This window comes from Streptomyces sp. NPDC043812 (genome assembly GCF_056436245.1).
The window spans coordinates 20,609-47,581 of the sequence record NZ_JBWKCY010000041.1 but is presented as its reverse complement, the minus strand read 5'-3'; the positions used below and the strand labels follow the sequence as shown (position 1 = coordinate 47,581).

The window sequence follows — 26,973 nt, the reverse complement described above, 5'->3', positions numbered from 1 at the left end:
ACCAGCCACGGCCCTTCGTCTGGACGAAGACCGCCGACGAGATCCTCGACAAAGTCGCCACCTACTGCCGACGAACCTCCGACTCAGGTCACTAGCTGCTGACCAGTTCCCCCGGCCTTGCGCGGAACGTCTGCCGGTACGTCATCGGGGACACCCCGATCGCCGCCGCCATGTGCTGCCGCAGGGAAGCCGCCGTGCCGAAGCCCGATTCCGCTGCCACCCGGTCGACCGGCAGGTCCGTGGACTCCAGGAGGCGTCGGGCGTGGGCGACGCGCTGCTGGGTCAGCCACTGGACCGGCGTCATCGCGACTTCGTCGCGGAAGCGGCGGGAGAAGGTGCGCACGCTCATGCGGGCGTGTGCGGCGAGTTCGGCGAGGGTGAGCGGGGTGGAGAGCCGGTCCAGCGCCCAGGCGCGGGTCGCGGACGTGGAGGCCGCGGACGGCGAAGGGACCGGGCGTTCGATGAACTGCGCCTGGCCGCCGTCCCGCCACGGCGGTACGACGCACAGCCGGGCGACCCGGTTGGCGATCTCGCTGCCGTGGTCGCGGCGGACCAGGTGCAGGCACAGGTCGACGCCCGCGGCCACGCCCGCGGCCGTGAGCACGTCGCCGTCGTCGACGAACAGCACGCCCGGGTCCACCTCCACGTGCGGGAAGGCGCGTTGGAAGTCGTCCGCGTCGTTCCAGTGCGTGGTGGCGCGGCGGCCGTCGAGGAGGCCGGCGGCGGCGAGGACGTACGACGCCGTGCAGATGGAGACGATGCGGCTGCCGGGGCGCAGGTCCCCGAGGGCCTGTGCGAGTGGGGCGGGGAGCCGGTCCCGGCCCTCCTGCGGGCCGCAGGCGAACGGCGGCACGACGAGGGTGTCCGCGGTCCCGAGTACGTCGAGGCCGTGCTCGACATTGATGGTGAAGTCGGCGCTGGTGCGGACCGTGCCGGCGTCCGAGCTGCACGTGATCACCTCGTACAGAGGCTCGCCGTCCGGGCCGGCCGCGGTGCCGAAGATCCGTACCGGGATGCTCAGTTCGAAGGGGTAGACGCCGTCGAGGGCGAGTACGACGACTCGGTGCGTGGCCACGGGCATGGCCAGATCCTTGCACACGTTGGCCATACGGCCACTCGAACGGTCCTCGCCGCTGCCGCAGGGTGGTTCCCACAGCCACTCACCTCCCTGAAGGAGCGGATCATGCGTGCCATCGGCCAGGACGTCCTCGGCGGTCCCGACGTACTCGAACTCGTCGAGGTGGACCGGCCCGAGCCCGGGCCGTCCGAGGTTCTGGTGCGGGTCCACGCGGCGGGTGTCAACCCGACGGACCGATGGCACCGTGCGACGGGCGGCCTGCTCGCGGACGGCCCCGTACCGCTCGGCTGGGACGTCTCGGGCGTGGTGGAGGCGGTGGGGCTCGGGGTGACGATGTACCGGCCGGGCGACGAGGTCTTCGGCATGCCCCGGCTGCCCGAACCCGCGGGCGCATACGCGGAGTTCATGACCTCGCCCGCCCGCCATCTGGCCCGTAAACCGGCCGTGCTCTCCCACACGGAGGCCGCCGCGCTGCCGGTGGCGGCGCTGACGGCATGGCAGTCGCTCGTCGACACCGCGGACGTCCGTGCGGGTCAGCGCGTACTGATCCACGCCGCGGCGGGCGGGGTCGGCCATCTGGCCGTCCAGATCGCCAAGTCCCGCGGCGCGTACGTCATCGGCACGGCGAGCGCGTCGAAGCACGCCTTCGTGAAGGACCTGGGCGCGGACGAGGTCGTCGACTACCGGTCCACGGACTTCACGACGGCCGTCCGGGACGTGGACGTCGTGCTCGACGCGGTCGGCGGTGACTACGGTCCGCGCTCGCTCGATGTTCTGCGCCCGGGCGGGACGCTGGTCTCGATCGCCTCACCCGCGGAGGCCTACTTGGCGGAGGTGGCCGAACGGCGCGGCCTGCGCGCCGGGTTCACGATCGTGGAACCGGACAACGGCGGCCTGCGGGAGATCGCGGCGCTCGTGGAAGCGGGCCGGCTGCGGGTGCACGTCGACACCGTCCTGCCGCTGGAGGAGGCGGCGAAGGCGCACGAGCTGGGTGAGGCGGGCGGGACGGCGGGGAAGGTGGTGCTGTCGGTGGTGTGACGTTCCCGTACCGCCCTTCCCGGAGGGCGGGCGGAAACGCGGTACGGGGCCCGGGGCTTGCCCCCGGCCCCGTACCGAAACGGCACGTCAGGCCGTTGTGTGCTCGTCCGCCACCGACAGGGCGGCGTCCAGGGCCGACAGGCCCTCCTTCGCCTCCGCCTCCGTGACGTTGCACGCCGGGACCACGTGCGTGCGGTTCATGTTGATGAAGGGCCACACGCCGTTCTTCTTGCAGGCCGCGCCGAACGCCAGCATCGGCGCGTTCGCCTCACCCGCCGCGTTGTACGGCACCAGCGGCTCGCGGGTCTCGCGGTTGCGGACCAGTTCCAGGGCCCAGAACACGCCCGTTCCGCGGACCTCGCCCACCGACCGGTGGCGTTCGGCCAGTTCGCGCAGGCCGGGGCCGAGGATGGTCTCGCCGAGGGCCGCCGCGTGCTCGACGACCTTCTCGTCCTCCATCACCTGGATGGTGGCGACCGCGGCCGCGCACGCGAGCGGGTGGCCGGAGTACGTCAGACCGCCCGGGTACGGGCGCTTGTCGAACGTCGCGGCGATCTCCGCCGAGATCGCGACGCCGCCCAGCGGCACGTATCCCGAGTTGACGCCCTTCGCGAAGGTCAGCAGGTCCGGCACCACGTCGAAGTGCTCCGCCGCGAACCACCTGCCGGTGCGGCCGAAGCCCGCCATGACCTCGTCGAGCACGAAGACGATCCCGTACCGGTCGCAGATCTCGCGGACACCCGCGAGATAGCCGGGCGGAGGCGTCATGATGCCCGCCGTGCCGGGGATCGTCTCCATGATGATCGCGGCGATCGTCCCCGGGCCCTCGAAGGCGATGGTGTCCTCGAGGTGCTGGAGGGCACGCGCGCACTCCTCCGCCTCGGTCGTGGCGTAGAAGGGGGAGCGGTAGAGGAATGGCGCCCAGAAGTGGACGACACCGGCGGAGGCGCTGTCCGAGGGCCAGCGGCGCGGGTCACCGGTCAGATTGATCGCGGTGGAGGTGGCGCCGTGGTACGAGCGGTAGGCGGAGAGCACCTTCGGACGGCCCGTGTGCAGGCGGGCCATGCGGATGGCGTTCTCGACGGCCTCGGCGCCACCGTTGGTGAAGAAGATCTTGTCGAGGTCGCCGGGGGTGCGCTCGGCGATCAGCCGGGCGGCCTCCGAACGCGCCTCGACGGCGAAGGCGGGCGCGAAGGTCGCGAGCTTCCCGGCCTGCTCCTGGATCGCCGCGACGACCTTCGGGTGCTGGTATCCGATGTTGGTGAAGACGAGTCCGCTGGTGAAGTCGAGGTAGCGGTTCCCGTCGTAGTCCCAGAAGTACGCCCCCTCGGCGCCGGCGACGGCGAGCGGGTCTATCAGGCCCTGGGCGGACCAGGAGTGGAACACGTGCGCACGGTCCGCCGCCTTGACGGCGGCGCCGGTCTGCGGATCGGCATGAGGGGTCATGCGACTCAGCGTATGGAGGGGCGGGTGGTGCCCGACATGGCCACCTTGTATGGCCTCGGCCACTTATCTGGGCAGGTTGTCGGCCGCCCGGCCCCCTGGAGGGCGGGCGGGAGACGCCCGTTCGATTGACAGCATGCTGTCGATATGACAGGCTACTGTCATAGCAAGCAGGGCACGCGGAGGAGGACACCATGTCCCGCAAGACCGTTCATCTGGCCGTGTACGACACCTACGCCGACTGGGAGACGGGCCACACCACCGCCCACCTCACCCAGCACGGATTCACCGTGAAGACGGTCGGCGCCACGACCGCCCCCGTCACCACCATGGGCGGCGTCCGCATCCAGCCCGATCTTGCGCTCGACGACCTCGACCCGGCCGACAGTGCGCTGCTGATCCTCACCGGGGCGGACAAGTGGGACACCGGGGACGAGCTGGCGCCGTTCGCCGCCGAGGCGCGCGCATTCCTCGACGCGGGCGTTCCGGTGGCCGCGATCTGCGGAGCGACCGCCGGCCTCGCCCGCGAGGGTCTGCTCGACGACCGCGACCACACCAGCGCCGTCTCGTTCTATCTGGACGCCACCGGCTACAAGGGCGCCGAGCACTACCGCGAGGCCGACGCCGTCACCGACGGCGATCTGATCACCGCGGGCCCGACCGAGCCCGTGGCGTTCGCCCGCGAGGTCTTCGCGAGGCTCGGCGTCTACGAGGACGAGAAGCTGGACGCCTGGTACCGGCTGTTCCACGACTCGGACGCATCGGCGTACGAGACACTCGACGCATGAGGCCCGACGACCACCCCCAGGAGCTGCTGACCCGCGCGGCACTCGGCGTCTTCCGGCTGAACGGCCAGTTCATCACCGTCGCCGACGGACTGGCCCGGGACGCGGGGCTCACGGCCGCGCGCTGGCAGGTTCTCGGAGCCGTACTGCGCGATCCGCAGCCGGTGGCCGGGATCGCACGGACGATGGGCATCACCCGGCAGAGCGTGCAGCGCATCGCCGATCTCCTTGCCGAGCAGGGACTCGCGGAGTACGGCCCCAATCCGGCCCACCGCCGCGCGAAACTGCTGCATGCGACAGAGCTGGGCCGGGAGGCGATCGCGAAGATAGACCCCGGTCACGCCCGGCTCGCACACCGGCTGCTGGAGGCACTGGGCCCCGAGGAGTTCGCCGAGACGGTACGGGTGCTGGAGCAGCTCTCGAAGGCGATGGACGCGATCGAGACGGAGACGTCCCTGCGGGACCGGTGATCCGCCCGCGCCCGCGCCCGTGCACGGACCCGGGCCGGCACAGGACCTACTCGCGGCCCGGGACGAAGTCCGCGTTCGCCACGTACTCCATCGCCTTCGTGAACACCGGGTCCCCCATCCGCCGCCCCATCTCCTCCTCGCTCACGTCCTCGATGTGGGTCTGGATCCACCACAGGTTCCCGAACGGGTCCCGCACCCGCCCCACCCGGTCGCCGAAGAACAGATGCGTCACCTCCGACACCGATGTGCCACCCGCCTCCACCGCCCGACGGTGCACGGCATCCGCGTCCTCGACGTACAGCCGCAGGAAGGCAGGCGTCGGCGGCCATTCGGGGCGGGCGTCGAAGAGCATCACGACCGCGTCGCCGATCCGCACCTCCGCGTGCCCGATGCGCCCGTCGTCGTTGGTGAAGCGGCCCAGTTCGACCGCGTCGAAGGCGGACTGCAGATAGTCGATGACACCCGCGGTGTCGTGCGAGATGATCCACGGCGTCACGGTGGTGTAGCCCTCGGGAACCGGCTTGACGGTCACGGCAGTCTCCTCGCGTAAGGATGCACGGCCCGGGTTCTCGGACCGGCTTCGTGCTTCGTGCTCGTATGACCGACCGTAGGCCGCGAACAGGTCGGATCCTGACCCAATCGACGCCCGCGGCCGCACTATCCTCGGTCCGTCGCACACTCGGCTACGGGGGAGGCCGCACGGCCATGGAGCAGTTGGCACCGGGGGATCCCCGGAACATCGGCGAGTACCGGCTGCTGGCCCGGCTCGGCGCCGGCGGCATGGGCCAGGTGTACCTGGCCCGCTCCGACCGGGGCCGGACCGTTGCCGTGAAGCTCGTCCGGCAGGAGCTGGCCGAGCAGGAGGAGTTCCGCAACCGCTTCCGGCTCGAGGTGCGTTCGGCGCTGCGCGTCGGCGGGAAATGGACGGCGCCCGTACTCGACGCCGACACCGAGGCGTCCGTGCCCTGGGTCGCCACCGGGTACATCGCCGGGCCCGCGCTGCACACCGTCGTCTCCGGCGAGCTGGGCCCCCTGCCCGAGCGCAGCGTGCGTTTCCTCGCCTCAGGACTCGCGCACGCACTGACGAGCATCCACTCGGCCGGGCTGATCCATCGCGATCTCAAGCCGTCGAACATCCTCGTCACCATCGACGGCCCACGCGTCATCGACTTCGGTATCGCCCGCGCGCTGGAGACGGTCACCGACGGCGGTCTCACCCGCACCGGCGCGCTCGTCGGCTCCCCCGGCTTCATGTCCCCGGAGCAGATACGCGGCGACCGCGTCACGCCGGCCTGCGACATCTTCTGCCTCGGTTCCGTGCTCGCATACGCGGCGACGGGGCGGCTTCCGTTCGCCGCTGCCGACAGCGGGGTGCACGCGCAGATGTTCCGCATCGCGCAGGAGGAACCGTCCCTGGACGGTGTCCCCGAGGGCCTGCGCGAGCTGGTGCGCGACTGCCTCCACAAGGAACCGGCGGCCCGGCCGACCCTGCCGCAGATCCTCGAGCGCACCACGGAGGACACGGCCGGGGAGCCGTGGCTGCCAGGCGCGCTCGTGGCGCAACTGGGCCGCCATGCCGTCGAGTTGCTGGAGTACGAGCAGCCGGCGGCCGTCCCCGCCGCACAGACGCCGACACAGACGGCCGCGCCCGCGCCGCAGCCGGCGACCCCACCCGCGCCCACACCGCCGCCGCCCCCGCCGGGCCCGGCCGGTGCCGCGTACGGCTACCCGCAGCCGTACACCCCGCCCGCCGCGTACACCCCCGCGCCCACACCCGCCTACACTCCGCCCCCTGCCGCGCCGCGGCGAAGCAGCTCCCGCGGCGGCACCCTCGCACTGATTGCCGTCGCCCTGGTGGTCGCGGTCGGCGCGGGCGGATCCGTCTACGCGTTCATGGCCAAGGACAAGACGAAGGACGACAACAGATCGACGACGGCGGACCAGAAGCCCGGGCCGAAGCCGTCCGGCGAGGAAACCCCCTCCGGCGGCCCCGGCACCCCGTCGCCGTCGGCTTCGTCCTCGCCGTCCACCGCCACGGGCGGCGTCCCGCAGGAGTACGTGGGCCGCTGGCAGGCGACGTTCGACACCGCGGACGGCTCCAACACCCGCACCATGACGATCACTCAGGGCAGGACGGGCGAGCAGGTGATGACCCTCTCGGGCACCGGCCCCAACTACGACTGCCGCTGGTCCGCCTCCCTGCGCGCCTCGGGTCCGCCGCTCGAACTGGGCCCGACGACCGTCACGTTCGGTGATCCGACGTCCTGCTCACCGGGGCAGTGGAGCCGCCTGGACATGACCGACGGCACCATCGTGCGCGAACTGGTCGGCTCGGGCGGCGCCCCGCTCACCTACACGAGGACGGACTGATCGCCCTCCCCCGGACCCCAGGACGCCCCGCCGGGCAGCGCTACCCCCAGCTCGCGGAGTAGAAGCTGCGGAATTCCCTGCGCTCCTGCGCCGAGACGATCCAGCGCGCGCCCACCAGCCCGACCAGGCTCAGACCGAGCACCCCCAGCCCCAGCCCGGGGCTGTCGAAGTCGACGATGCTGGTGACCCTCTGCGAGGCGTCCCTGCCCGGGAATCCGGATCCGTCCGGCGCACCCGCGGCGTCCGATCCGGTGGCCACGGGCGGCGCCGCGGCGTTCCCGGTCCCGCTCGCGGAGGGCGGGGCCGCCACGCCCGAGAGGTTCATCCCCAGGTCCTGGAGCACCTTGGTGACCGGCTGGAAGTACGTCGTGCCACCGCTGTCGCAGTCCCCGTCGCCGCCCGACGTCACGCCCATGGCCAGCCCTTGGGAGAACAGCGGGCCGCCGCTGTCCCCGCTCTCCGCGCAGACCGTGGTCTCGATGAGGCCGGTGACCGTGCCCTCGGGGTAGTTGACCGTCGCGTTCACCGCGGTCACCTCGCCGGACCGGAAACCGGTCGTGCTGCCGTTGCGGAACACCTGCTGGCCGACGACGGGATCGGCGACCCCCACGATGCGCACCCCCCGGCCGTTCCCGATGCCGACCACGTTCGTCTTGTCGACGGTCTCGGTGCTCTCGTACCGCACGAGCGAGAAATCGCTGCCGGGGAAGGATGTGGTGGTGGTCGTGCCGACCAGTTCGGAGCCCGCACCGTCCTGGAACCAGGCCGTGCCCTCGGGCCCGCAGTGACCTGCCGTGAGGATGAACGTGTCCCGTCCGTCGGTCACGTTGAAGCCCGCGGAGCAGCGGCGCCCCTCGCCGAAGATCGGCTCGGCGCCGTTCACGCGGGTGGTGAAGGCACCCGGGGTGCGCTCCATCCGGACGAAGCCGCCGATCTCCTCGGCGATCCCGGTCATGCGCGACCAGTCGCCGGAGGAGACGGTGCTGTCGGCGCGCACCATGATCTCGTTGGACGCGTAGTCCATCGCCCACGCGGTGCCGGGCACACGGGGCGCCGTGCGCAGCGTCTCGGTGGCCGCGCGCAGCCGGTCCATGCTGTTGCGCACGACCTTGGCATCGGCACCCGCGGCCCGTACCTCGTCCGCCGCTTCCTTGTCGGTCACGGCGACGACCCGCCGCCCGTCGGCGCCGATCCAGCTGCCCGCGGTCCGGGACGTGCCGAGCTGCGACACGAGTTCGGCGGCGGGGTCGGCGGCCTGCGCGGCTCCGCCCCGGCCGGTGGATTCGCCGGCCATCGCGTTGGACAAACCATCAGCCCGCCGCAGAGCAGCCCACCGACAGCGGCCAGTCGCACGATCCGCTGGATCTTCCGTCGTGCGTGCCTCATCCGCGGCCCCAAGGTCGTACCGTCCGGGTGTCATCAGGTCTATACGTGGCTCCCCGCCCGGCTGTTCAGCCGAGCCCGGAATTACCGACCGTGAACATGTCACCACCGCGCCGGGCGCTGTGGAAGGATCGCCACGTGGATGCCCTCACCCCCGACGACCCCACCCGCATCGGCCCGTTCCGACTCATCGGCAGGCTCGGCACCGGCGGCATGGGCCGGGTGTATCTCGCGCGGTCCGAGGGCGGGCGGACCGTGGCCGTGAAGGTGGTGCACGCGCAGCTCGCCGAACAGGACGAGTTCCGGCGGCGGTTCGCCCGTGAGGTCGCCTCGCTGGAACGCGTGGGCGGAGTGGGTACCGCGCCCGTCATCGAGTCCGACACCGCCGCCGACGCGCCCTGGGTCGCGCTCACCTATGTGCCGGGGCCCTCGCTGCGGACCGTGGTCGGCGAGGAGTACGGCCCGCTGCCGCCGGTCACCGTGCGGGCGCTGGCGAGCAGGCTCGCCGACGCCCTCGCGCACGTCCACACGGCGGGGCTGCTGCACCGGGACCTCAAACCGTCCAACATCCTGCTCACGGTGGACGGTCCACGCATCATCGACTTCGGTATCGCCCGCGCCGTGGACACCGTCACGGACGGGGGCCTGACGGGCACGGGCGCGGTCGTCGGCTCTCCCGGCTTCATGTCGCCGGAGCAGGTGCGGGGCGAGAAGCTCACCCCCGCGTCCGACATCTTCTGCCTGGGCGCCGTCCTGGCGTACGCGGCGACCGGGGTGCCCCCGTTCGGGTCCGCGGACAGCGGCGCGCACGCGACCATGTTCCGTATCGCGCACGACGAGCCCGACCTCAGCGGGTTGCCGCAGGAGCTCGAACCGCTCGTCCGTGCTTGCCTGGACAAGGATCCGCACCGCCGTCCGCCGGCGTCCGTGCTCGCCGCAGGCGACCAGGGACCCGCCGGTGCGTGGCTGCCCGCCGAGGTGCTCGCCCGGGTGGGCAGGAGCGCGGCACGGCTGCTCGACGCGGACACCCCGGTACCCGGGCTCGGCGATCCGACGCCGGTCGTGGACCCCGCGCCACCGCGCCGCCGCGGACGGCGGACGGCGCTCGTGGCCGCGTTGGTGGTGACGCTGCTCGCGGCGGGCGGCGCGGCGGTGCAGTTCTGGCCGGAACAGGAAGCGAACGGCACAGGCAACCGGCCGACGTCGTCCGGCACGACACCACCCGGCACGGGCTCGGGAGGCCGCCCGGCCGGCGATGTCCCCGCGGCGTTCATCGGCGCCTGGGAGGGCGTGCTCGACGGCACCGCCGACGCCCCGTACTCCACCGGCCGCATCGAGATCGGCCAGGGCAGCAGGGGCGAGAAGACGGCGGTGTACGTCACGGTCACCGGCGAACGGCTGTGCATGGGCCGCTCCGTACTCGTCTCGGCGGATGCGGACCGGATCGTGTTCGGCGAGAGCGACGTGACGGTGAGCGTCCCGGAGAAGCGGTGCACCCCGGCAGCGCATCAGACGCTCACGGTGCGCTCCCCCGACGTGCTGGAGTGGACGTCGGGTTCGGCCACGGCGACGTTCCGCAAGGCCCGCACCGGGCCGGAGGTGGTGCCCGCGAAGTTCATCGGCACCTGGATCGAGGACGAGTCGGGTCCCGAATGGGACGGTGGCCAGGCCGAGTTGTTCGAGCGCCAGGTGACCGTCACGCAGGGCCCGGTCGGTTCACCGGTCGTCCGCTTCCAACAGACGTCCCCGCGTACGGACGAGGAGACGGGCGCGCCGACGGGCGGGACCTACACGTGCGCGTCCACGGCCGTGCTCGCGGGCGTCGGCAATCTCGTGGTCGTGGGCCCGGCGACCCCGGACGAGCAGGCATCCGACACCGAATGCACACCGGACGCCGCGTCGGTGAACCTGCGGGTCGACCGCTTCGAGGGCAAGGAGCGGTTGCAGATGTACGGGATGAGCGCGGACGGGGAGCCGGGAGTCTACTTCCGCAAGTGAGGCATCTCTGCGTTCCTGACCGCGGGCGCACCCCTGCCCGAGCGACCTGCGGATCCCCTGAGATGACTGACGGTGGCCGCAACCGCGTGCAAGGATCACCGAGTGGATCTTCTGCTCCCCGACGACCCGGCCCGTACCGCCTTCTCGGGCGCCTCGGCGCCGGTGGAATGGGCAGGGTGTACCTCGCCCGGTCGGAGGGCGGCAGGACCGTCGCGGTGAAGCTGGTGCTTCCCGAGCTGGCGCCGGACCCGGAGTTCCGCAGGCGGTTCACCCAGGAAGTGGCCGTCGCCCGTCGGGTCGGCGGTGACTGGACTGCCCCGGTCCTCGACGCGGACACGACGGCGACAACACCATGGGTGGCCACGGGATACGTCCCCGGACCGTCGCTGGAAGAGGTTGTCCGCCGTGACCACGGGCCGCTGCCGGAGAGTTCGGTGCGGGCACTCGGAGGCGGCCTGGTCAGGGCGTTGGGGGCGATCCACTCCGCGGGGCTGGTGCACCGTGACCTCAAGCCCTCCAATGTGCTGGTGACCATCGACGGACCGCGCGTCATCGACTTCGGCATCGCACGGGCACTCGACACGGTTGCGACCGGGCTCGCGACCCGGAGCGGTGTCGTGGTCGGCTCACCGGGCTTCATGTCGCCGGAGCAGGTCCGGGGTGAGCGGGTCACGCCGGCGGGAGATGTGTTCTGCCTCGGCGCGGTCCTGGCCTACGCGGCCACAGGGCGTCTCCCCTTCGGAACCACCGAGATGGGGTTCCACGCGCTGATGTGGCGCATCGTGGAGGAGCCGCCGGACACCACCGGCATACCTGAAGGACTCACGGAGCTCGTCGAGGACTGCCTGCGCAAGGATCCGCATGTCCGGCCGTCCGTGGAAGAATTGGTGGAGCGGCTCCCGCACCTCCCGTCCGGCGCCTGACTTCCGGGCGAGGTGCTGGTACAACTGGGCCGCAGGGCAGCCGATTTGCTGCATGCCGAATCGCCGGCTCCTGCGGACACTGCACCGGCGGCTTCCCGCACACTCATGGTGCCGGACAAGGCTGCCGCTGTTGCGGACCTCGCGACCGTCACCGCGGAACCCGCCGCGCCCGAGCCCCCTCTCGCTCCGACCGCCATTGCCCCCACGCCACCGGACACGCACCATGACCCGTTCCAGGACGTCCCCCCACCGGCCCGGTACGAGGACCCTTTCCCAGATGTGCCGCCGCCCGAGCACACCGTCGTAGGGCAGAGCCGCCTGCCGCAGCACACGCGCACTCGGATCTGGACCTGGTTCTGGCTCCTGACCTGGCTGGTCATCACCGCTTCGTGCATCAGCCGGCTCAAGTGAGAGCACCCGGGGCTGCGCCCTCAAGCCCGCCGGCGGCCGGACCGACTCGCAGGGTCGCCCCGTCGAGGTGCGGCCACCACTGAGCGGCCGTCGCCGCACTCGTCAGGAGGCGGGTTCACCCCGACCGACGAAGGGGTCATGTACGGGAATTCCGGCCGCGTCGCAATCCCCGTACACGGACGGACTCGTCACTACGCTGACCCGCGTGGCTCACACCGAGGAACGCGCAGAAGGCGCCGGACCGTTCACCACCAGGCTGACCTGGCGCTCCGCCGAAGGCGAGATCGCGGTCTGGGAGTCGCGTGCCGTGCGCAAGCTCGGGGCGCTCACGGTACGGGCGGCCGAGGACGCGGAGGCGTTGCCGCGGCCGGCGGACCCGCACACCCTCGCCCGCATGCGCATGCTCAACACCGTTGCCGCCGCAAGCTTCACGGTCGGCGGCGCGCTCTTCGCCCTCGGGGCGGCTCTCACGCTCGCCTCCGGGGGGACGCTCACGGGCGCTGCGGTCTACTTCGCGGGCGGGCTGTTCTTCTCCGCCGGCGGCTATGTCTCCCTGCTCCAGACCATCAACGCGCCCCGGCAGCGCAGCGGCGCCGGCTCCCTGGAGCCCGTGCCCTGGAGGTGGTGGAGATACGAGCCCATGCGGATCGACTGGCTCGGCACGTTCCTGCTCTTCGCCGGGACGCTCGTCTTCGGTGTCAATCTGCTGGACTCGTTCCTGCAGGGCCTGACCGCCCAGCAGGCGAACCGGCTGGTCTGGGCGCCCGATGTCATCGGCTGTGTGCTGTTCCTGATCTCGGGGCAGCTCGCACTCGCCGAGGTGAGCCATGCACCGATCGGCGTCCGCGTGCACGACATCGGCTGGTGGATCGTGGCCGTCAACCAGCTCGGATCGGTGCTGTTCATGGCGGCGGCGCTCGCGGACTTCACCGTGCCGGGCACGGGCGACCTGGTGAGCGCCGAGATCGCGAACTGGAGCACGCTCACCGGTGCGGCGTGTTTCGCGGTCGGCGGCGTGCTGCAGTTCTTCGAGCATCCCTAGGACGTCACGCCCAGGGCCCGGCACGGGAGTTCTCCCGTGCCGGGCCCTGCTCTGTTCAGCGGTGCCTAGAGGAACGAGTTGATCTCGATCGTCTCTGTCCGGCCCGGGCCCACGCCGATCGCCGAGATCGGCGCGCCCGACATCTCCTCCAGCGCCTTCACGTACGCCTGCGCGTTCTTCGGCAGGTCGGCGAAGGTCTTCGCCTTGGTGATGTCCTCGGACCAGCCCGGCAGCATCTCGTAGACCGGCTTCGCGTGGTGGAAGTCGGTCTGGGAGTACGGGAGCTCCTCGACGCGCTTGCCGTCGATCTCGTACGCGACGCAGACCGGGATCTGCTCCCAGCCGGTGAGGACGTCCAGCTTGGTGAGGAAGAAGTCGGTGAGGCCGTTGACCCGGGTCGCGTAGCGCGCGATGACCGCGTCGAACCAGCCGCAGCGGCGGTCGCGGCCGGTCGTCACGCCGCGCTCGCCGCCGATACGGCGCAGCGCCTCGCCGTCCTCGTCGAACAGCTCGGTCGGGAACGGTCCGGCGCCGACGCGGGTCGTGTACGCCTTCAGGATGCCGATCACGCGGCTGATCTTCGTCGGGCCCACGCCCGCGCCCGTGCAGGCGCCGCCCGCCGTCGGGTTCGAGGAGGTGACGAAGGGGTACGTGCCGTGGTCGACGTCGAGCAGCGTGCCCTGGCCGCCCTCGAAGAGGACGACCTTGCCCTCGTCGATGGCGTCGTTGAGGATCAGCGTGGTGTCCACGACGTACGGCTTGATCTGGTCGGCGTACTGCAGCATCTCCTCGACGATCTTCGCCGGCTCGATCGCGCGCCGGTTGAAGACCTTGGCGAGCAGCTGGTTCTTGGACTCCAGCGCCGCCTCGACCTTCTGCTCCAGGATCGACTCGTCGTAGAGGTCCTGGACGCGGATGCCGGTGCGGTTGATCTTGTCAGCGTACGTCGGGCCGATTCCGCGCCCGGTCGTGCCGATCTTGCGCTTGCCAAGGAACCGTTCCGTCACCTTGTCGACGGTGACGTTGTACGGGGTGATCAGATGCGCGTTTCCGCTGATCAGCAGCTTGGACGTGTCGACGCCGCGGTCGTTCAGCCCGCTCAGCTCGGAGAGCAGAACCGCCGGGTCCACAACGACGCCGTTGCCGATGACCGGAGTACATCCGGGCGAGAGGATTCCGGAAGGGAGGAGATGCAGCGCATACTTCTGGTCGCCCACGACAACCGTGTGGCCGGCGTTGTTGCCGCCCTGATAGCGCACCACATAGTCCACGGATCCACCGAGGAGGTCGGTGGCCTTTCCCTTGCCCTCGTCACCCCACTGAGCACCGAGCAGCACAAGTGCGGGCACAGGCGTACACCCCTTCCGGGCGGGGCAAGACCAAGGTCAGGGGGCCTGAGCCGTGCCTGAGTCTTCGGACCGGTTGCCCCGGAATAGACGAAGCCCCTGGCGCAATAGCGCAAGGGGCTCTTGCACAAAGATGCTACCCGAGGAAGGACCGAGGTGTCGGATCACGACCAGCTGCTGGTGGTCATCGACCCGGTCGCCCGCCGAATGGACGGCGAATCCGTGCGTATCGCGAAGGATGTGCTGTGTGGCGGGTCGGAGGCGAAAATCTGTCTTCCCGAGGGACCGGAAGAATTCGCCCGGGCCCTGGCCCGCAGGGGGTCGAGACGGCCGGTCGTGGTGGGTGACGACCGCGCACTGCTGCGGACCGTCGCCCTGCTCCACCGCGATCGCTGGCTCGGCGACGGGGCAATCGCACTCGTTCCGGTGGGCACCTCGGTGCAGCTGGCGCACTCCCTCGGCGTGCCCGCGGGCCCGGTCGCGGCGGCGCGGGCCGTGCTCGACGGCGTGGTGCGCCGGCTGGACCTGCTGGTCGACGAGTCCGACGGCGTGGTGCTCGGGAGCCTGACGATCCCCGCCGTGCGTGCCGCGGCACGGGCCGAGGCATCGGTGTGGCACGCCGCCCGCTCCCTGGTGCGCACCCTCGTCCATCCGCCGCCCGCTCCGACTGCCCGGACGCACCGACTGCGCGTGGAGGCGGACGGCGTGCTGCTGACGGATCTCGACCGGCCGGTCGAGGGCGTGAGCGTGCGGGCAGCGCTGGACGGCCACGCGGAGGTGGTCGTCCAGCACCACTCCGGATCGGAGCCGGTCAGCACGCGTGCCCTGACCGTGACGGTCTCGGGCGCGGACTTCCGCTACCGCGCGGACGCCCGTGTCACGGGCCCGGTCCGGACGCGGACCTGGACCGTGCGCCCGGGAGCGTGGGGACTGACGCTTCCCGCGGCGACGTAGACGCGGGCGGGAGGCCGGCACGGACATCCGCGCCGGCGCCCGTCACTTCGCGGAGCCGCCCGCGGCCTTGTGTTCGCGCCAGCGCTCCAGCATGCCCAGCAGTTCCTTCTGCACGAACTCGAAGAACTCCGCCGTCTCCGCCGCACGCGCGCCCGCCGGTGTGTCGGGGCCCAGCATGTCGGCCCCGTCCCGCAGCACCTTCTCCCAGCGGGTGAGGACCTGGTCGCGATTGGCGAAGGTCTCGTACCAGAGCTCGTTGTGCAGGACGTAGCGGTCGCGGCGCGAGCCGGGGTCGCGTTCGCGGCTGACCATGTTGACCTGGGAAAGGTAGCGGACCGCTCCGGAGACCGCCGCCGGGCTGATCTGCAGCTGTTCGGCGAGCTCCGCCGAGGTCATGGACGCCGTCTCGGACGCCAGGAGCGCCGCGAAGACCCGGGACGCCATGCGCTGCATCCCCGCCTCGGTCAGTTCGGACGCGAAGCGCTCCACGAAGCGCGACACCGCCTCTTCGTTGCTCATACCGGTCATCGTCTCCCTCGTCGACCTCAGCACTGCGAGTTTATATGCTTCCTTAACTTCACAATTTTGTGAAAGTAGCGTACGTTCTGAATCATGACGAAGGCAATCACCGTCTCCGGACTCCACAAGTCGTTCGGCCGGACCCACGCTCTGGACGGCCTCGACCTCGCGGTCGAGACCGGAGAGGTCCACGGTTTCCTCGGCCCCAACGGCGCCGGCAAGTCGACCACCATCCGGGTCCTTCTCGGCCTGCTGCGCGCCGATTCCGGCGCCGCCCAGCTGCTCGGCGAGGACCCCTGGCAGGACGCCGTCGAGCTGCACCGCCGCATCGCCTACGTACCCGGCGACGTCACCCTGTGGCGCAACCTCTCCGGCGGAGAGGTCATCGACCTCTACGGCAGGCTCCGCGGAGGGCTCGACAGGGCCCGGCGCACGGAGCTGATCGAGCGGTTCGAGCTCGACCCCACCAAGAAGGGGCGCGCCTACTCCAAGGGCAACCGCCAGAAGGTCGCCCTCGTCGCCGCCTTCGCGTCCGACGTCGACGTGCTCATCCTCGACGAGCCGACCAGCGGCCTCGACCCGCTCATGGAGGAGGTCTTCCAGGACTGCGTGGCCGAGGCCAGGGACCGCGGCCGCACCGTCCTGCTCTCCAGCCATGTGCTGAGCGAGGTCGAGGCACTGTGCGACCGCGTGAGCATCATCCGCAAGGGCCGGACCGTCGAATCCGGCTCACTCGCCGATCTGCGCCATCTGACCCGTACGAGCGTGACCGCCGAGCTCGCCGGACCGCCGAACGGGCTGGCCCTGCTGCCGGGCGTGCACGACCTCGATGTGCAGGGCAGGCGCGTCAAGCTCCAGGTCGACACCGACAAGCTCGACGCCGTCCTGCGGTCGCTCACCGAGTCCGGGGTGCGGTCCCTCACCAGCACCCCGCCCACCCTGGAGGAGCTGTTCCTCCGTCACTACGCACCCGAAGAGGCGATGTCGCGATGACCGCCGTGGCCCACGCACCAGCCGTTGCCGCGGGCCGGCGCCGCAGCCGCCACCTGGCCGGCACCGGCACCCTGCTCAGGCTCGCCCTGCGTCGCGACCGCATCATGCTGCCCGTCTGGGCCGTGGTCGTCGGCGGCATGGTCGCAAGCGGTGTCGGCACACTGGAGTCGCTGTACAGGACGGCCGCCGACCGTGCCGAGATCGCCGCCTCGATGACCGCCAACAGCTCCATGCGGTCCCTGTACGGGCCGGTGTTCGACGATTCGGTGGGCGGTCTCGTCGCCTGGCGGTTCGGCACCTTCGCCGCAGTGCTCGCGGCCGTGATGAACCTGATCATCGTCGTCCGCCACACGCGGGAGGAAGAGGAGACGGGCCGTCAGGAGCTGCTCTCCTCCGCAGTGGTGGGGCGCCGTGCGCCGCTGACCGCAGCGCTGCTCGCGGCGCTCGCCGCCAACACCGTCGTCACCCTCATCATCATCGGCGGCCTGGCCGGCCAGGGCATGGGCGGCGCCGTCGCCCTCGGCCTCGCCGTCGGCGGCACCGGCATGGTCTTCGCCACCCTGGCCGCGAGCATCGCGCAGGTCACCGAAAGCGCACGGCTCGCGAAGGGCGCGACGGGCGGTGTGCTCGGGTTCGCGTTCCTCCTTCGCGCCGCGGGCGACGCCGGCAACGCCGACGGTTCCTCGGCGCTCACCTGGCTCTCGCCCATCGGCTGGGCCGAGAACGTCCGCGCCTTCTCCGACGAGCGCTGGTGGGTCCTGCTGCTGATCGCCGGCGCCGTCACCGTGCAGGCCGTGATCGCCTACGAGCTGACCGGCCGGCGTGACGTCGGCATGAGTTTCCTGCCCGCCCGGCCGGGACCGGCGGAGGGAAGGCTCGCCACCGCGGGCTCCCTCGCCTGGCGGCTGCAGCGCGGCAGCCTGCTCGGCTGGACGCTCGGCTTCCTCGTCGCCGGGGCCGTCTTCGGCGGCATGGTCGAGGGCGCGGCGGACCTGGTCGGCGACAACGAGGAAGCACGGGAGATCTTCGAGCGGATGGGCGGGCAGACCGTGCTGACCGAGGCGTTCCTGGCCACGATGGTCGGCATGTTCGGGATGGTCGCCGCGCTGTACGTGGTGGCCTCGGTGCTGCGGCTGCACAGCGAGGAGACCTCCCAGCGCGCGGAACCGATCCTGGCGAACGCGGTCGGCCGGCTGCGCTGGGCCGCGGGTCACCTGCTGATCGCCTTCGGCGGCGCCGCGTTGATCATGCTCGTCGCCGGCACCGGCCTGTGGCTGTCGTACGGCAAGGACCTCGGTCCGATCCTGGGCGCCTGCCTGGTCCAGCTGCCGGCCGTGTGGACCCTGGGGGGCGCGGCGGTGGTCCTCCACGGCGCCTTCCCGCAGACCGCGGTGGCCGCCTGGGGCGCGGCGGGCGCGGCGCTGCTGCTGGGGTGGATCGGACCGGCGCTGAACGTGCCGCAGTCGGTGATGAACCTGTCGCCGTTCGGGCACCTGCCGAAGCTGCCGGGAGCGGAGATGGAGTGGGGCGCACCGCTGGTACTGACCGCGGTGACAGTGGTGTTGGTGACGGCGGGGCTGGTGGGGCTGCGGCGCCGTGACGTGGTGACGTCGTGAGGTGAACCGGCGCTCGGGTGCACCGCGCGAAGTGCGGTACGGGGTCCGGGGCATGCCCCGGTTACGGGAAAGGGCGGAGTGAGGGACCGTCACAGCTCCACACGCAGCTCCTCCAGCCCCCTGATCACGAAACCTGGCTTCCACCGCGGCTCCACCACGACCCGCATCGTCGGCGCCTGCCGCAGCAACTCCCCGAACGACGCCGCCAGTTCGATACGCGCCAACGGCGCCCCCAGGCAGTAGTGGATGCCCGCCCCGAAGCTCACATGCGGATTGTCCGCCCGCCCCAGGTTCAGTTCGTCCGGGCGCGCGAAGCGCTCACCGTCACGGTTCGCGGAGCCGAACAGCAGCGCCAGTTCGGCTCCGCGTGGCACCACCACCCCGCCGATCTCGATGTCGTCGAGGACCCAGCGCTCGAAGAGCTGGAGCGGGGTGTCGTGGCGCATCAGCTCTTCCACAGCTGTGGACAGCAGCGAGTGGTCGGCCCGCAGCGCCGCCAGTTGCTCGGGGTGTCGGAAGAGCGTCCACCAGCCGTTGGCCGTCGTGTTGACCGTCGCCTCGTGGCCCGCGTTCAGCAGCAGCACGCAGGTGGAGATCATCTCCTGCTCGCTGAGCCGGTCCCCCTCGTCGTGCGCCGCGATCAGCGCCGAGATCAGGTCGTCGCCGGGGTCCGCCCGGCGCGCCGCGATCAGCTCGCGCAGGTACGCGCTGAACTCGAGCGACGCCCGCACCGCGCGCGCCGCCGACTCCTCGGACGGGTTCAGTTCGTACATCCCGCAGATGTCCGCCGACCAGGGCCGCAGCAGATCCCGGTCCGACTCCGGAATGCCGAGCATCTCCGCGATCACCGCCACCGGCAGCGGCTCGGCGATGTCCGCGAGCAGATCGCCGCCGCCCGCGCGTGCGAAGTCCGCGACCAGGTCCGCCGCCAGTTTCCGGACCACCGGCTCCAGCGACTGGACGGTCCGCGGCGTGAACGCCTTGGTCACCAGCCGCCGGATCCGGGTGTGGTCCGGTGCCTCAAGGTCCAGCAGGCCGTGGTCGTTGAGCGTGTGGAACGGTTCGTGCGCGGCGGGCGGCGGCGTCCGGCCGAACTCCTCGTGCGAGAAGCGGTGCAGATACGTCCGCCCCAGCCGCCGGTCCCGCAGCAGGGCCGACACATCGGCGTGGTGCGGTACGAGCCACTGCTGCGTCGGCTCGAACCAGTGCACCCGCCCCCGCGCCCGCAGCTCGGCGAAAGCCGGGTACGGGTCGGCGACGAACGAAGGGGACCAGGGCTCGAAAGGCGCGTCCATGGGCGGACGCTAACCCGGCTATCCCGGCGTGACCAGTCTCGCCTCGTACGCGAACACCGCCGCCTGCGTACGGTCCCGCAGGCCCAGTTTCACCAGGACCCGGCTCACATGCGTCTTGATCGTCGATTCGGCGACGACCAGGTGGGAGGCGATCTCCGCGTTCGACAGACCCTGCGCGATCAGCACCAGGACCTCCGTCTCGCGCTCGGTCAGATCGCCGACCTGGGTCATCGCGGCCGGCCGGGGGTTCTCGGCGAGCTTGGAGAACTCCGTGATCAGCCGGCGGGTGACCGTCGGCGCCAGCAGCGCCTCGCCGTCCGCGACCACCCGCACGCCGTCGGCGAGCTGCCGGGCGGAGGCGTCCTTGAGCAGGAAGCCGGACGCCCCGGCGCGCAGCGCCTGGTACACGTACTCGTCGAGGTCGAACGTGGTCAGCACCAGCACCTTCGCCCCGGTGTCCGCGGCCACGATCTCGCGGGTCGCCTCGATGCCGTTCAGCTCCGGCATGCGGATGTCCATCAGGACGACGTCGGGCGCGAGCTCGGCGACCTTGGTGACCGCCTCGCGGCCGTTGACGGCCTCACCGATGACCTCGATGTCGGGCATGGCGTTCAGCAGGACCGAGAAGCCCTCGCGCACCATGCTCTGGTCGTCGACGATGAGCACACGGATCGTCATGACGTCTCCTCGGGGGCGGCAGGGGCGGGGGCGGCGACGGGGATGAACGCGGTCACCTCGTACCCGCCCTCCGCGGTGGGCTCGGCGGTGATCTCGCCGTTCAGCATCGTCACACGCTCCCGCATGCCGGTGATGCCGTGACCCGCGCCCTTCGAAAGGGGCGGGCGAAGCCCTCGTTCAGGGGTGGCGGTCGGGCGGCGGGCGGGATTGACCAGTCCGACAGGCGCGGTGTTCACGATCCGCAGGCCGATGCCGCCCAGCACGTACGAGATCTCGATCTTCGCGGTCGACCCCGGGGCGTGCCGCAGCGCGTTGCTGAGCGCCTCCTGGACGATGCGGTACGCCGACAGTTCGACGCCCTGCGGCAGTTCACGTACCGCGCCGGTGATCGTCTTCTCGGCGTCGAGACCCGCCTCCCTGACGTTGGCCAGGAGCGTGTCGAGATCCGTGAGCATCGGCTGCGGGGCGTCGGGAGCCTGGTAGTCCTCGGCCCGTACGACGCCGAGGATGCGGCGCAGCTCGGTCAGCGCGGCGACCGCGTTCTCCCGGATCGTGGCGAACGCCCGCTCCAGCTCCTCCGGCGGGTTCTCCACCCGGTAGGGCGCCGCCTCGGCCTGGATGGCGACCACCGACATGTGGTGGGCGACCACGTCGTGGAGCTCGCGGGCGATGGTGGTGCGCTCCTCCAGCACCGTGCGCTTGTCCCGTTCGACGGCGGTGACGGTCTGCTGGGCGGCGACCTCCTCGTTCGCGTCGCGGCGGATCAGGAACATGCTCACGACCAGCAGGGACACGGCGGAGGTGAACATCATCGCGGCGGTGTCGGAGCCGTAGCCGCGGCTGAGGAGGGTGTCGGCGAACACCCCGTAGACGCCGGTGATCGCCCACATCCAGCCCGCGGTCCGCGGCCGGGTCCGCAGCGCCACGACGGTCAGCACGGTCAGATGGGAGAGGAAGCCGCCGGGCGACCAGGGCCAGTCGCCGAAGGAGCCGCCGAGAACACTCACGAACGGCGTGCTCGCGATCGACACCCACCAAGCGCCGACCGGCCTGATCAGCGTCATCGCCACCGCACCGGCCGGGACGAGCGCGAACAGGAGGTCGCCGAAGTCGCCGTCCCCGCTGGCACCGGCGAGCAACATCACGCAGAAGGCGATGAACAGGACCAGGGCGTGCGGCAGCCACACCGCGGCCTTGCGTATCCGCTCGCCCGGCAGGCGGCGGACCAGCGGCCCGTCGGCCCGCAGCGGGGGCAGCGGCCGGTAGGCGGAAGCATTGTGGAAGAGGTCCTGGCGCAGGCCGCTGAGCGCCCCTTGGGCCAGGCGGTACTCGGGGCTGTGGGTCTTCTCGGTCACGTAAGAAAGGTAAGCGGAGCGGTGACCGGGGTCGTCAGCATCGCTATGGATCCTGCGGTATCCGTCCTGAGTACTACCTGGTGGGGCGGGGTCCGTCGACGGTCAGTAACCGGCCGGGCGCACCAGACCCGTCTCGTACGCGAAGACCGCCGCCTGGGTCCGGTCCCGCAGCCCCAGCTTCACCAGGACCCGCCCGACATGAGTCTTCACGGTCTGTTCGGCGACGACGAGGGCGCCGGCGATCTCGGAGTTCGACAGGCCCTGCGCGATGAGGGTGAGCACCTCCGTCTCGCGTTCGGTGAGGTCGCCGATCCGCTCCTTCAGCGGGGCGCGCGGGGCGCCGGCCGTACGGGAGAACTCGTCGATCAGCCGCTTGGTGATGTTCGGCGACAGCAGCGCGTCCCCGGCCGCCACGACCCGCACGGCGTTCGCGAGCTCCTCCGCCGACGCGTCCTTCAGGAGAAACCCCGAGGCGCCCGCGCGCAGCGCCTCGTAGACGTACTCGTCGAGGTCGAACGTGGTCAGCACCAGGACCCTGATCCCCGGGTCGGCCGTGGTGACGCGGCGGGTGGCCTCGATTCCGCCGAGCTCGGGCATCCGGATGTCCATGAGGACCACGTCGGGAGCCAGCTCGGCGGCCAGGGCGACGGCGTCGAGCCCGTCGACGGCCTGGCCGACGACCTCGACGTCAGGTTCGGCGTTCAGCAGCACGGAAAAGCCCTGCCGGACCATCATCTGGTCGTCGGCTATCAGCACCCGGATCGTCATGTCTTCCTCTCCCCCGTGATGGTCATCCCGTCCGGCAGATCGCTCGGCAGGAAGGCCGTCACCTCGTAGCCGCCGTCCGGTGTCGTCCCGGTGGCGAGGTCGCCGCCCAGCATCGCCGCCCGCTCACGCATGCCCAGCAGACCATGACCGGCTCCCGGCGACGTGGGCGCGGGACGACGGGGCGCGGTGTTGGTGACCTTGACCCGCAGCCCCGGCCGCGAGTGGGCGAGCTCTATCCGTACGGTCGTGCCAGGCGCGTGCCGGATCGCGTTGCTCAGGGCCTCCTGCACGATCCGGTAGGCGGACAGTTCGACGCCCGGGGTGAGCGGGCGGTGGTCCCCGGTCGTCTCGCAGCCGACGTCGAGTCCGGCGGCGCGGGCGTTCTCGACGAGCACGCCGAGGCGGGAGAGCGTGGGCAGCGGGGCGTGCGGCGCGGCCTCGGCGGACTCCGGATGCTCCGAGCGCAGGACGCCGAGGACACGGCGGAGTTCGGTGAGCGCGTCGAGGGCGTTCTGCCGGATGCCCGCCAGATTCTCCTTCAGCTCGTCCGTGGGTTCCGGCACCAGGTGCGGGGCGACCTGGGCCTGGATGGAGATCACCGACATGTGGTGGGCGACGACGTCGTGCAGTTCGCGCGCGATCCGGTTGCGTTCCTCCAGCACGGTGCGGCGGGTGCGCTCCTCCGCGGTGAGCACCTCCTGCTCGACGAGCCGGCCACGGGCGTCACGCCGGCCGCGCAGCGCGGCCCCGAGGACGACGGCCACGGTGAAGATCACGGCGGACAGCGGCACGGACGAGATGTGGGGTTGATCGCCCGCCATCCCCTCGGCGGCGACCCCCCACAGCACGCTGATCGCCAACGCCTCGAAGGCGAACCTGGTCCGCACGCGCAGCGCGAGCAGCAGGAGGACGAGTCCGTGGGCGAGCATCCCGGTGAACGGCCAGGGCCACGGTCCGTCCGATCCGATGTCGTACGTCCTGCCCGAACCGGCGCCCAGGGCGCCGACCGCGAGCGACAGCCACCAGCCGGGCACGGGACGGAACATCGCGAGCACGATCGCGCAGCCCATGATGATCGCCAGCGGCACCCCCGTCGTGGGTGCCAGGCCGTAACTGGCGACAAGCTGGTCGCCGTGAGCGACGGTGAGGACGACGGCCAGCCAGACCACCACGACATGCGGCAGCCTGCGCAGCAGGCGCGGACCGCCCATCGGGGGCAGCGGGTCGCGGCGGGCGGTCAGGAGATGCGCACGCGTGGCGTGCCACCCGTCGCGCAGGGCGGTGCCCGCAGATCCCCACGTTCTCACCGTGCCTACCCTAGACATGAGTTCGACTCCTTCGGCCGGGGGCCGTCGCGTTCCGGTGGGGCGAGGTCCGCACGACACGGGACCGGCCTGCGCCGGATTCATGGGCGTGGAAGGCCGCCCGGCACACCGCCAGGGCGAGGACGAACACCGGCAGCCAGGCGATCCGGGCGAACACCCACGCCGGACCGTCCGGGACGGTGTGCAGTCCGGGCAGCGGGCCCGCGGGCAGCGCCCCCGCCGTGACCGCCATCAGTGCCGTCTGGTGCCAGAGGAAGACCGTCATCGCGGACAGGTTGAGCAGGGCAACCGCCGCCCAGGCCAGGGGCCTTCGCAGCGCGCGGCGCAGCGGGTCGAGCAGCAGCAGGGCGGCACCGCACTGTGCGATTCCGAAGGTGACGGCCGCGAGCGTCGGCGGGTTCAGGTTGGAGACGTGCGCGCCGGGGACGCCGACCATGGACGCCGGGTAGCCGGCCCAGGCGACGAGCGCGGCGGTGGCCGCCGTACCGCCGGCGAACAGCGCCCAGCGCACACCCCGGCCCGGCTCGCGACGGGCCCACGCCGCACCCAGGCAGTACGGCACGAGCCAGCCCGCCGCGAGGTTGAGCCACCCCAGTGCGTCGGGCGCACCGAAGCCGAACCGGAACAGGTCCACGTGCAGGACCACGGCGAGCGGCCACAGCGGGTGCAGCCGGGCGACGAGGGGAGCAGCCGCCGTCAGCGCCGCGAACACGAGCAGGAACCACAGCGGGGACAACGCCAGAGCGAGCAGGGTGCGCACGGTCTCCGGCCCCGTTCCACCGGCGAGCATGCCCCCGCAGATGACGCTCCACAGCGTCAGGAGGGCGGCCACTGGTCGGAACAGCCGCGCGAGCCGGGCCCGCAGCCATGTCAGGTATCCGCTGCCCGGCGCGGCCGACGCCAGGCTGCGGGCCGCCACATGGCCACCGACCAGGAAGAAGACGGAGAGCGTCTGGAACGCCCAGGAGACCGGCGCCAGTTGCGGCATGTGCTGGAGCGGGCTCGCGCCCCGCAGCTCGCCGCCGTCGGCGACGAGCGCGGTGACCAGCCAGTGGCCCAGCACGACCCCGAGGATCGCGAAGGCGCGCAGGGCGTCCACGGCACGGTCCCGGCCGGGCGGGGTCGCGGTCTCGATGCGGCGGGCGAGCGTGCGCAGATCAGGCACGGGGCACCTCCGCCGAACGCCCCGCGGCGATGAGCGCGAGAGCCCGCAGCGCGGCCGAACCGGGGCGCAGGTAGTCGCTGTGGCCGCCGTCCCCGGCCTCGAAGACCTCGGCACCGAAAGCGGGTGACACGGGGTCCGTACCGAAGCCGACCTCTGTGTCCAGCAGTTCGAGCCGCACATGCGGGACGCCGGAGATCCAGTCGCCGTCGCCGCGGCCCGCCCAGACAGTCGCGCGGGTGCGCAGCGCATCGGCGCTGTCGGCGCCGGTGCCGGGGCTGCCGTAGAGAGCGATGTCCCGCACCCCGGCGCTGTCGACGGCACCGGCCGCGCGGGCGCACACGACGGAACCGTAGGAGTGGCAGAGCAGCGCCACAGGCGCCCTGCCCTTGAGAGCGTGCAACTGCTCCAAGAATGCGGCCAGTTGCGCGGCGCCGTCATCGGCCCGGCCCGCGGTCAGCGCGTCGGTGCTGATCGTCCCGGGGGTCGCGTACCCGAGCCACGCGACCACGGCGGTACGCGGCCCGCCGGCCGTGCGCAGCTCCTCGTACAGGGCCGCGGCTCCGGTGTGGAAGCGTGTGTACGTGTCGAGGTCGGTGTCCGAGCCGGGTACGAGCACGGCGATCCGCTCGGCACGGGCAAGGTCCCCGAACACCTCCGTGGTGCGGCCCCCGTTGCGTCCGTCGAACGTGAGGAACTGGCGCCCCGGCCCCGCCATGGCCCGCAGCGCACCCGCCCGACGGCGGTCCCCGTGCTCCTCCGCGGCACGGGCGGCGGCCCCGACACCCGCGCGATTGATGCCGTAACGGGCTTTCAGCAACGGCAGTTCGGCGGCGGTCAGCGGTGCGAGCGCGGCGGGCTCCGGCGCGGGAACGGCGGACGGCCGTGCCGCGGCCGACACCGGGACGGCGACGGCGGCCGCGAGGAGCGCGGCGAGCAGGGTGCGGCGCAGGCGGGTGCGGCGCAGGCGGGTCGCCATGGGGAGTCCTTCCGGTCCGGATTGCTGTGTCCGGAAAGGAAGTTACGAACATCGCCCTGTCGCCTGCGTCCACCCGGGGAGCACACTTGCGGCGTAGCTCTCAGGTATCACGGGTAGGGGCGGGCGGCCCCCGGCCCTCATACCGAGCCGGCCGCCCCGCCCCCGCCCCCGTCATCCGCGGAAGGCGTCCGCGTGCTCCTTCGCCCATTCGGCGAAGGTCCGTCCCGGCCGGCCGGTGACCTTCTCGACGGTGTCCGCGACCGTGCGGCCCACCGGCGGGGTGTTCCCGTACGCCTCCAGCAGGAAGCCGATCACGTCCTCCTGCAGGCCGGACGCGCGCCACTGCTCCACGGCCTGCTCACCGGTCAGTTCGACGAGCCGGATCTCGCGGCCGCGGGCGGCGGCGAGGGTGTCCGTCTTGTCCTTGAGGGTGAGCACCTCGGGCCCGGTGATCACATACGTCTGTCCGCCATGGCCGTCCTCGGTGAGTGCCACGGCGGCGACTGCGCCGATGTCTCCCTCGTGGACCATGGCGCTGAGCCGGTCGACGAACGGCTCCCGCACCTCGTCGGCGGCACGGACGGCATCCGCCCACTCCAGGGCGTTGCCCATGAACTCCACCGGCATCAGCACGGTCCACGGAACGGCTCCGGCCCGGACCGCGTCCTCCAGCGGGCTCGGCCCGCCACCGTGCAGCACGGTGATCCGCCGCACGCCCGCCTCGCGGGCGAGTTCCAGGATGCGGGGGCCGGTCTCCAGCGGGGCGAAGTACGGCCCGCCGAAGGTGATCAGGTGCAGGCCGGTGACGCCCTCCAGCGCACCGGCCAGGGTCCGGGGGTCGGTGAGGTCGCCCTGCACGACCTCGACCTCCGCGGGGAAGGCGGCCTTGGCAGGGTCACGGGTGAGGGCACGGACAGCGTGCCCACGGTTCAGCAGTTCGGCCACGACCTGGCGGCCGACGGTTCCGGTTGCTCCGGTCACGAGCGTCACGAGATTCGTCATGGGAACAACGTAGGAAGGTTTGCGGTCAGCTTCTGTCCGC

22 protein-coding genes and 2 pseudogenes are annotated in these 26,973 nt (G+C 71.7%); 10 read left to right on the top strand and 14 right to left on the bottom strand.

All coding sequences use genetic code 11. The features are described 5' to 3' along the window. Positions 1-91: 91 nt before the first annotated feature. Positions 92-1,081: a GlxA family transcriptional regulator gene (locus tag AC067Z_RS36170; protein ID WP_478793889.1), complete on the bottom strand. Its 990-nt coding sequence runs from the start codon at positions 1,079-1,081 to the stop codon at positions 92-94. A 102-nt stretch (positions 1,082-1,183) separates the two neighbouring features. On the opposite strand from AC067Z_RS36170, the gene AC067Z_RS36165 reads away from it, so the two are divergent. After that, positions 1,184-2,116 carry an NADP-dependent oxidoreductase gene (locus tag AC067Z_RS36165; protein WP_478793888.1) on the top strand — a complete coding sequence of 311 codons (933 nt, stop codon included), beginning with the start codon at positions 1,184-1,186 and terminating at the stop codon, positions 2,114-2,116. 87 nt (positions 2,117-2,203) lie between these two features. On the opposite strand, the gene AC067Z_RS36160 is transcribed toward AC067Z_RS36165, so the two are convergent. After that, positions 2,204-3,562 carry an aminotransferase class III-fold pyridoxal phosphate-dependent enzyme gene (locus AC067Z_RS36160; protein WP_478793887.1) on the bottom strand — a complete coding sequence of 453 codons (1,359 nt, stop codon included), beginning with the start codon at positions 3,560-3,562 and terminating at the stop codon, positions 2,204-2,206. 191 nt (positions 3,563-3,753) lie between these two features. Between AC067Z_RS36160 and AC067Z_RS36155 the strand changes: the two genes are divergently transcribed. Together AC067Z_RS36155 and AC067Z_RS36150 are read left to right on the top strand one after the other, a co-directional pair. Continuing rightward, positions 3,754-4,347, top strand: a complete 594-nt coding sequence (locus AC067Z_RS36155) for a type 1 glutamine amidotransferase family protein (RefSeq protein WP_478793886.1) — start codon at positions 3,754-3,756, stop codon at positions 4,345-4,347. Next, complete coding sequence (locus AC067Z_RS36150; RefSeq protein ID WP_478793885.1) at positions 4,344-4,814, top strand: MarR family winged helix-turn-helix transcriptional regulator; 471 nt, start codon at positions 4,344-4,346, stop codon at positions 4,812-4,814. The genes AC067Z_RS36155 and AC067Z_RS36150 overlap by 4 nt, the downstream gene beginning before the upstream one ends. A gap of 46 nt (positions 4,815-4,860) precedes the next feature. Here the strand turns inward: AC067Z_RS36150 and AC067Z_RS36145 are convergent, their stop codons facing one another. Further along, positions 4,861-5,346, bottom strand: a complete 486-nt coding sequence (locus tag AC067Z_RS36145) for a VOC family protein (protein WP_478793884.1) — start codon at positions 5,344-5,346, stop codon at positions 4,861-4,863. Between the two features lie 173 nt (positions 5,347-5,519). On the opposite strand from AC067Z_RS36145, the gene AC067Z_RS36140 reads away from it, so the two are divergent. Continuing rightward, positions 5,520-7,184 carry a serine/threonine-protein kinase gene (locus AC067Z_RS36140; protein WP_478793883.1) on the top strand — a complete coding sequence of 555 codons (1,665 nt, stop codon included), beginning with the start codon at positions 5,520-5,522 and terminating at the stop codon, positions 7,182-7,184. Between the two features lie 40 nt (positions 7,185-7,224). On the opposite strand, the pseudogene AC067Z_RS36135 reads toward AC067Z_RS36140, so the two are convergent. Further along, positions 7,225-8,570, bottom strand: a pseudogene (locus AC067Z_RS36135) (S1 family peptidase). 135 nt (positions 8,571-8,705) lie between these two features. Here AC067Z_RS36135 and AC067Z_RS36130 point away from each other — a divergent pair. The 3 genes and pseudogenes from AC067Z_RS36130 to AC067Z_RS36120 all read left to right on the top strand — a co-directional run bounded on the left by AC067Z_RS36130 (position 8,706) and on the right by AC067Z_RS36120 (position 12,941). Continuing rightward, positions 8,706-10,565 (top strand): serine/threonine-protein kinase, encoded by a 1,860-nt coding sequence (locus AC067Z_RS36130; protein WP_478793882.1) that lies wholly within the window; start codon positions 8,706-8,708, stop codon positions 10,563-10,565. A gap of 62 nt (positions 10,566-10,627) precedes the next feature. Continuing rightward, positions 10,628-11,773: pseudogene (locus AC067Z_RS36125) on the top strand (serine/threonine-protein kinase); the annotation flags it as partial. 331 nt (positions 11,774-12,104) lie between these two features. Beyond that, positions 12,105-12,941, top strand: a complete 837-nt coding sequence (locus AC067Z_RS36120) for a hypothetical protein (protein ID WP_478793881.1) — start codon at positions 12,105-12,107, stop codon at positions 12,939-12,941. Between the two features lie 65 nt (positions 12,942-13,006). Here AC067Z_RS36120 and AC067Z_RS36115 read toward each other — a convergent pair whose 3' ends face one another. Then, positions 13,007-14,290 carry an adenylosuccinate synthase gene (locus AC067Z_RS36115; RefSeq protein ID WP_478793880.1) on the bottom strand — a complete coding sequence of 428 codons (1,284 nt, stop codon included), beginning with the start codon at positions 14,288-14,290 and terminating at the stop codon, positions 13,007-13,009. A gap of 153 nt (positions 14,291-14,443) precedes the next feature. Here AC067Z_RS36115 and AC067Z_RS36110 point away from each other — a divergent pair, with 153 nt between their 5' ends. Then, a complete protein-coding gene (locus AC067Z_RS36110; protein ID WP_478793879.1) occupies positions 14,444-15,241 on the top strand; it encodes a diacylglycerol kinase family protein in 798 nt (265 codons plus the stop codon). 42 nt (positions 15,242-15,283) lie between these two features. Here AC067Z_RS36110 and AC067Z_RS36105 read toward each other — a convergent pair whose 3' ends face one another. Beyond that, the gene (locus AC067Z_RS36105) at positions 15,284-15,760 is read right to left on the bottom strand and encodes a GbsR/MarR family transcriptional regulator (protein WP_478793878.1); all 477 of its coding nucleotides are present in this window, start codon (positions 15,758-15,760) and stop codon (positions 15,284-15,286) included. Between the two features lie 93 nt (positions 15,761-15,853). Between AC067Z_RS36105 and AC067Z_RS36100 the strand changes: the two genes are divergently transcribed. Then, complete coding sequence (locus AC067Z_RS36100; protein ID WP_478793877.1) at positions 15,854-16,753, top strand: ABC transporter ATP-binding protein; 900 nt, start codon at positions 15,854-15,856, stop codon at positions 16,751-16,753. Next, positions 16,750-18,369: an ABC transporter permease gene (locus AC067Z_RS36095; RefSeq protein WP_478793876.1), complete on the top strand. Its 1,620-nt coding sequence runs from the start codon at positions 16,750-16,752 to the stop codon at positions 18,367-18,369. The genes AC067Z_RS36100 and AC067Z_RS36095 overlap by 4 nt, the downstream gene beginning before the upstream one ends. Positions 18,370-18,458: 89 nt before the next feature. Here the strand turns inward: AC067Z_RS36095 and AC067Z_RS36090 are convergent, their stop codons facing one another. From AC067Z_RS36090 to AC067Z_RS36055, 8 genes are all read right to left on the bottom strand, one after another. Next, complete coding sequence (locus tag AC067Z_RS36090; protein ID WP_478793875.1) at positions 18,459-19,664, bottom strand: cytochrome P450; 1,206 nt, start codon at positions 19,662-19,664, stop codon at positions 18,459-18,461. Positions 19,665-19,682: 18 nt separating this feature from the next. After that, positions 19,683-20,342, bottom strand: coding sequence for a response regulator (locus tag AC067Z_RS36085; RefSeq protein WP_478793874.1), 660 nt, complete (start codon positions 20,340-20,342; stop codon positions 19,683-19,685). Further along, complete coding sequence (locus AC067Z_RS36080; RefSeq protein WP_478793873.1) at positions 20,339-21,697, bottom strand: sensor histidine kinase; 1,359 nt, start codon at positions 21,695-21,697, stop codon at positions 20,339-20,341. Before AC067Z_RS36080 ends, AC067Z_RS36085 begins: the two co-directional genes overlap by 4 nt. 102 nt (positions 21,698-21,799) lie before the next feature. Next, positions 21,800-22,465, bottom strand: coding sequence for a response regulator (locus AC067Z_RS36075; RefSeq protein ID WP_478793872.1), 666 nt, complete (start codon positions 22,463-22,465; stop codon positions 21,800-21,802). Further along, positions 22,462-23,772, bottom strand: a complete 1,311-nt coding sequence (locus AC067Z_RS36070; protein WP_478793871.1) for a sensor histidine kinase — start codon at positions 23,770-23,772, stop codon at positions 22,462-22,464. Before AC067Z_RS36070 ends, AC067Z_RS36075 begins: the two co-directional genes overlap by 4 nt. Before the next feature lie 10 nt (positions 23,773-23,782). Then, positions 23,783-24,946: an acyltransferase family protein gene (locus AC067Z_RS36065; RefSeq protein WP_478793891.1), complete on the bottom strand. Its 1,164-nt coding sequence runs from the start codon at positions 24,944-24,946 to the stop codon at positions 23,783-23,785. A 1-nt stretch (position 24,947) separates the two neighbouring features. Further along, positions 24,948-25,931, bottom strand: a complete 984-nt coding sequence (locus AC067Z_RS36060) for an alpha/beta hydrolase (RefSeq protein ID WP_478793870.1) — start codon at positions 25,929-25,931, stop codon at positions 24,948-24,950. Positions 25,932-26,102: 171 nt separating this feature from the next. Beyond that, complete coding sequence (locus AC067Z_RS36055; protein ID WP_478793869.1) at positions 26,103-26,933, bottom strand: SDR family oxidoreductase; 831 nt, start codon at positions 26,931-26,933, stop codon at positions 26,103-26,105. Positions 26,934-26,973: the final 40 nt, after the last annotated feature.

What these genes read in the sequence shown, in the direction of transcription:
- AC067Z_RS36170 (WP_478793889.1), bottom strand. Translation starts at nt 1,081, where the DNA reads ATGCCCGTGGCCACGCACCGAGTCGTCGTACTCGCCCTCGACGGCGTC.
- AC067Z_RS36165 (WP_478793888.1), top strand. Translation starts at nt 1,184, where the DNA reads ATGCGTGCCATCGGCCAGGACGTCCTCGGCGGTCCCGACGTACTCGAA.
- AC067Z_RS36160 (WP_478793887.1), bottom strand. Translation starts at nt 3,562, where the DNA reads ATGACCCCTCATGCCGATCCGCAGACCGGCGCCGCCGTCAAGGCGGCG.
- AC067Z_RS36155 (WP_478793886.1), top strand. Translation starts at nt 3,754, where the DNA reads ATGTCCCGCAAGACCGTTCATCTGGCCGTGTACGACACCTACGCCGAC.
- AC067Z_RS36150 (WP_478793885.1), top strand. Translation starts at nt 4,344, where the DNA reads ATGAGGCCCGACGACCACCCCCAGGAGCTGCTGACCCGCGCGGCACTC.
- AC067Z_RS36140 (WP_478793883.1), top strand. Translation starts at nt 5,520, where the DNA reads ATGGAGCAGTTGGCACCGGGGGATCCCCGGAACATCGGCGAGTACCGG.
- AC067Z_RS36105 (WP_478793878.1), bottom strand. Translation starts at nt 15,760, where the DNA reads ATGAGCAACGAAGAGGCGGTGTCGCGCTTCGTGGAGCGCTTCGCGTCC.
- AC067Z_RS36100 (WP_478793877.1), top strand. Translation starts at nt 15,854, where the DNA reads ATGACGAAGGCAATCACCGTCTCCGGACTCCACAAGTCGTTCGGCCGG.
- AC067Z_RS36095 (WP_478793876.1), top strand. Translation starts at nt 16,750, where the DNA reads ATGACCGCCGTGGCCCACGCACCAGCCGTTGCCGCGGGCCGGCGCCGC.
- AC067Z_RS36090 (WP_478793875.1), bottom strand. Translation starts at nt 19,664, where the DNA reads ATGGACGCGCCTTTCGAGCCCTGGTCCCCTTCGTTCGTCGCCGACCCG.
- AC067Z_RS36085 (WP_478793874.1), bottom strand. Translation starts at nt 20,342, where the DNA reads ATGACGATCCGTGTGCTCATCGTCGACGACCAGAGCATGGTGCGCGAG.
- AC067Z_RS36075 (WP_478793872.1), bottom strand. Translation starts at nt 22,465, where the DNA reads ATGACGATCCGGGTGCTGATAGCCGACGACCAGATGATGGTCCGGCAG.
- AC067Z_RS36060 (WP_478793870.1), bottom strand. Translation starts at nt 25,931, where the DNA reads ATGGCGACCCGCCTGCGCCGCACCCGCCTGCGCCGCACCCTGCTCGCC.
- AC067Z_RS36055 (WP_478793869.1), bottom strand. Translation starts at nt 26,933, where the DNA reads ATGACGAATCTCGTGACGCTCGTGACCGGAGCAACCGGAACCGTCGGC.